Annotated in this window: 4 protein-coding genes and 1 other RNA gene; 2 read left to right on the forward strand and 3 right to left on the reverse strand. The window is 56.2% G+C overall.

From position 1 onward, the window contains the following. Positions 1 to 296: a transfer-messenger RNA gene (ssrA, locus tag AB4043_RS19910) on the forward strand; the annotation flags it as partial. A gap of 617 nt (positions 297 to 913) precedes the next feature. On the opposite strand, the gene AB4043_RS19915 is transcribed toward ssrA, so the two are convergent. Next, entirely contained in the window at positions 914 to 1,894 is a 981-nt protein-coding gene (locus AB4043_RS19915; protein WP_442301803.1) for a hypothetical protein, read from the reverse strand. A 174-nt stretch (positions 1,895 to 2,068) separates the two neighbouring features. Further along, a complete protein-coding gene (locus AB4043_RS19920) occupies positions 2,069 to 2,290 on the reverse strand; it encodes a hypothetical protein (protein ID WP_442301804.1) in 222 nt (73 codons plus the stop codon). 31 nt (positions 2,291 to 2,321) lie between these two features. On the opposite strand from AB4043_RS19920, the gene AB4043_RS19925 reads away from it, so the two are divergent. After that, entirely contained in the window at positions 2,322 to 2,876 is a 555-nt protein-coding gene (locus tag AB4043_RS19925; protein ID WP_442301805.1) for an RNA polymerase sigma factor, read from the forward strand. A 313-nt stretch (positions 2,877 to 3,189) separates the two neighbouring features. Here the strand turns inward: AB4043_RS19925 and AB4043_RS19930 are convergent. Beyond that, the coding region (locus AB4043_RS19930; protein WP_442307877.1) for a hypothetical protein at positions 3,190 to 3,660 on the reverse strand (471 nt) is incomplete at its 5' end.

The raw sequence follows: 3,660 nt of genomic DNA on the forward strand, positions 1-3,660 counted from the left end.
AACACCCGTAATCGATCACAAAACTATAAGTGCCAACAACAACCTGGCTCTTGCTGCTTAATTAACTAAGTAGCCGACCGCTTGGGCTTCGCCTATGGGCCCATACCGGTCGTCGCACAGTAGGCTGGCCCAAAGTGTTCCGCCTGGACGCAGAGGGTAAGATCGATCAGGCTGGTTTCGAGCGTATCTTTGTCCGTTCTTAGCGCTCGTTACGAGATTTAGAACTAGGAAAAAGCATGAAAGCTCTTCGTCGACAGTAGTTTCGGACGCGGGTTCGACTCCCGCCGCCTCCACCAATTCGCTTATCGTTTGCAATCAACAACTTAGACGAAAGTATGACCTCATTTTGCCAACCCTGTGGCAAATTTGTACCACCTGCCGCCACGCTCTAGACTGTTCGCACCATGCTCTCCGTCTACGTCCGCCACCGCTCCCCTTGCAAATACCAGGACGATCCCACCGCCAAACGCTGCCCCTGCATCAAGTGGCTGGTCGGCACCCTGCCCGGACGCAAGGGACGATTCCGCACCTGGCATCTCATGCGCTGATCCAGGCTGCGGGCGGGGAACTTTCCGCGGAGCGTTGTTCCGCGCAAGCAAGCATGCGGATCGAATCATTCACTGTTAGAGAAAGCGAGCTACTCAAGAGAGCGATGAACTTTCTTCATCTGCAACCTAATGAACTTAGCCGTCACTTTAGAATCGTGGTCACCCTCTTGCCCCCGTGGTCACACGACGAAGAGTTCGCCGCGCTTGTCGCTTTGCTTTCACTTTTGTAGGACGCTATACAGAGTCGCTATGGCGCTGTGCGCTTCGACTCTGGGCATCGTACCGCCGGATGCAAGCGGCACGAGCGACAGTGCTTCTGAAGGCCGGTGAGGATTCACTGCCCGGGCCAGAGATGGTTGCGGGCATTAAGGTAGCACCATTCCCAGTATCGCTGCACTTACCGTACATCCGTTGCAACCCCGCGGTTCCTGATCCTTAACGCGCGCAAGCTCTTCCTGGACTCTCTTCCTTTCTTGTTTACGGTGGGCGAACCTGAGCGCCTGGGAGTAGGACTCCAGGATGCGCAGTCGTATCTCCGTTCGAACCGAGGGTGACAGATCTGTCCGACTGTCTACCAGCCGCATAGCCTGCCGAAACGCCTCGCCGCCCTGCTCCACAGATCCTGCACGGATTTGCTCAAATCCGCGAACTGCAGCAATCGAAATCATTCCAAGAGAGTTAACCGCGAACCTGCCATTGGCGAGGGCCAGTGCCCGCTCTAAGTCCCGCAGTCCTTCCTCGCAATGCTTCATATCACAGAGAGCGCGGCTGCGTGCAACGTAGACGGTGATCAATGTATCCACGTCAGAGTCAGCCGGCGTATCCAAATAAAGCAATGCAGCGGATAGCTCTTTCACAGCCTCTTCGTATCGATGTTTGAGGAGAAGCACAGTCGCCAGATTCACCTGTGTCCCCGCCTCAGCCGCTGAACCCCGCTTGGTATCCTCCAGTTTAAGTGCCTGACGCAAGCACTTCTCGGCGATGTCCAACCGCCCGGTTGCAGCATAAACAGTTGCGATCCCATCGAGCGCATTCGCATACAGCTCCGCTTCTGTCGTTGTGTGCAACACACCCAATGCATGGACGAACGCATCCTCCGCAGATTGCTGGTCAAGCTCATCCTGATATGCGTCAGCCAGATGGAGCCACAATGTTCCGAGCTGTTCCGCATTAGTGTGGGCGTTCTTAGCAGTTCTAATCTGCTTCTGCAAGTCTGAAATCCGCGCGCTCCGCTCTTCTGTGGTTTGCAATCGGACCTGTCCTTCAACTGCCGGCAGACTAATGAATGATGAAACTGTCATTAGGAGAATGGTAAGAAATCCAAGCAGCGCATGTGATCGATCCATGGAGACCTCCTGGGACTCGTTCGAGTCCCGGGTTTGGGCACAACCTTATGCCAAGTGCCGGCTTTCCTGTACTGCTGGTACATTTTGATGTTGCAGAAGAATCCGGAAAGCGAGTCCGTGTGTGATCAGCAGCAAGGGCACGACGAAAGTCGGAATGAAGTAGGTGGCTCCCAACTACCCCGAGGCGAGGCCCGCGTGATTGGCCTGATAGAAAGCATTGAAGAGATCGGCTGAACCCCAGAGGCCGAAGAAAGAGAAGTCATAAAGTTCATTGGGTTGTCCTTTCGATTCTGGTTTGCTTGCTGGCGGCGTCTCGCTCGCCTGTCTGATATTTGCCCGCAGCACCCGGCGTGTGACACGATTACGGCTGATCGTTTTTTGACCGAACCCGGTCACAAACGCGCCTCGCGCGGCAAAGAGCTTAATAATGAGCGATGGAGATCAGGAACTTCGCGCCCTGATGATCCGTTATCAGGGCGGATCGCCGGAAGCATTTCAGGAGATCTACGGCCAGCTCGCAGCGGGAGTGCGCCGCTATCTGTTGCATTTGGCAGCCGGCTCGGAAATCGCCGATGATCTGCTTCAGGAAACCTTTCTTCAAATGCACCGGTCGAGAGCCGCTTACAACCCGAAATATGCGGTTAGACCTTGGGTGTTCGGTTTGGCGCGAAACGTTTATCTGATGAATCGGCGTGCAGCCCGGCAATGGGCAAAGGTTCATGAGTCGCGCGAGGACTTGCCTGAATTGCCGGTGCTTCCGGAAGCGGACAGGCTCGGCTCTCAGGATGAGATTCGCCGAGGTCTAACGCATTTATCCCCGGATCAGGTCGAAGCGCTGCTGCTGCACCATGAGTGGGGGTTCAGTTTCGAGGAGATCGCCGGGATGCTAGGCATTACAAGCGCGGCGGCTCGCGCGCGTGCCAGCCGGGGAATGGCAGAGCTGCGCGTTGCGCTAAATACTCTCCAAAGGACTCGTGCATGATGGATCGTTCACCGAAGCCACCGGAAGCACTGATGCGGGCGATCGCCCAGGATCTCAGACCGGTCAAACCATCGCCACAACCGCTCCAACTGGCATTGCGAATGGTCCCCCTCGCTCTCCTGGTTTCATCGCTGGTTCTGCTGGCTATCGGACCCCGTTACGACTCAAGAATCTTAGGCCCGCTGTTGACGTGGGGGGCCTCCGCCGCGCAGTTCGTATTGGCGATCGTGCTCGTCTGGATCGCCGCGCATGAAAGCACCCCCGCCGGCAGGCTGCCGAGGCAGATGGTTTACCTCGCGGCTGCCGCGGGCTTTCAAAATTTGAACACTACGCGGTTGCGCAATCTCAGAAGATTTGCTTTGCGAATCGAACTGCATGCGAATTGAACCGCAAGTCCGATGGAAAGGCTCACGACCGCGTCTGTGCGCGCCGGAATTGACCGGCAGCAGTAGAATCCGCAAGTTGGTACCAAATCTCGAATGCGCTCGCCGGAAATCGCCAGCTCAGTTCGCATCATTCGGGAACCTTCGCTGACAAGCCCATCTCCGCCGATAAGGTCTACACCACGGCCAAGGACTACGCCCTTCTGCTCGAAGCCGTACTCGAGATCAAAGGCATTACTCCGAAGATTGCCGCAGAACGCGACCATATTCAAGTTAGCCAGAAGCAGCAAGCCTGCTCTCGGTTGCCACAACCGCTCTGCCCCGACGATCTGGGCCGCGGATTGTCCTGGTCGGTCATCAAAGCCCACAATACCGTGATCCTTATGCACACCGGCCACGAT

Source organism: Terriglobus sp. YAF25, assembly GCF_052113305.1.
GTDB lineage: Bacteria > Acidobacteriota > Terriglobia > Terriglobales > Acidobacteriaceae > Terriglobus.

Excerpts from the sequence above, each read along its gene's own strand:
- AB4043_RS19915 (WP_442301803.1), bottom strand. The coding sequence starts at position 1,894 with ATGGATCGATCACATGCGCTGCTTGGATTTCTTACCATTCTCCTAATG.
- AB4043_RS19925 (WP_442301805.1), top strand. The coding sequence starts at position 2,322 with ATGAGCGATGGAGATCAGGAACTTCGCGCCCTGATGATCCGTTATCAG.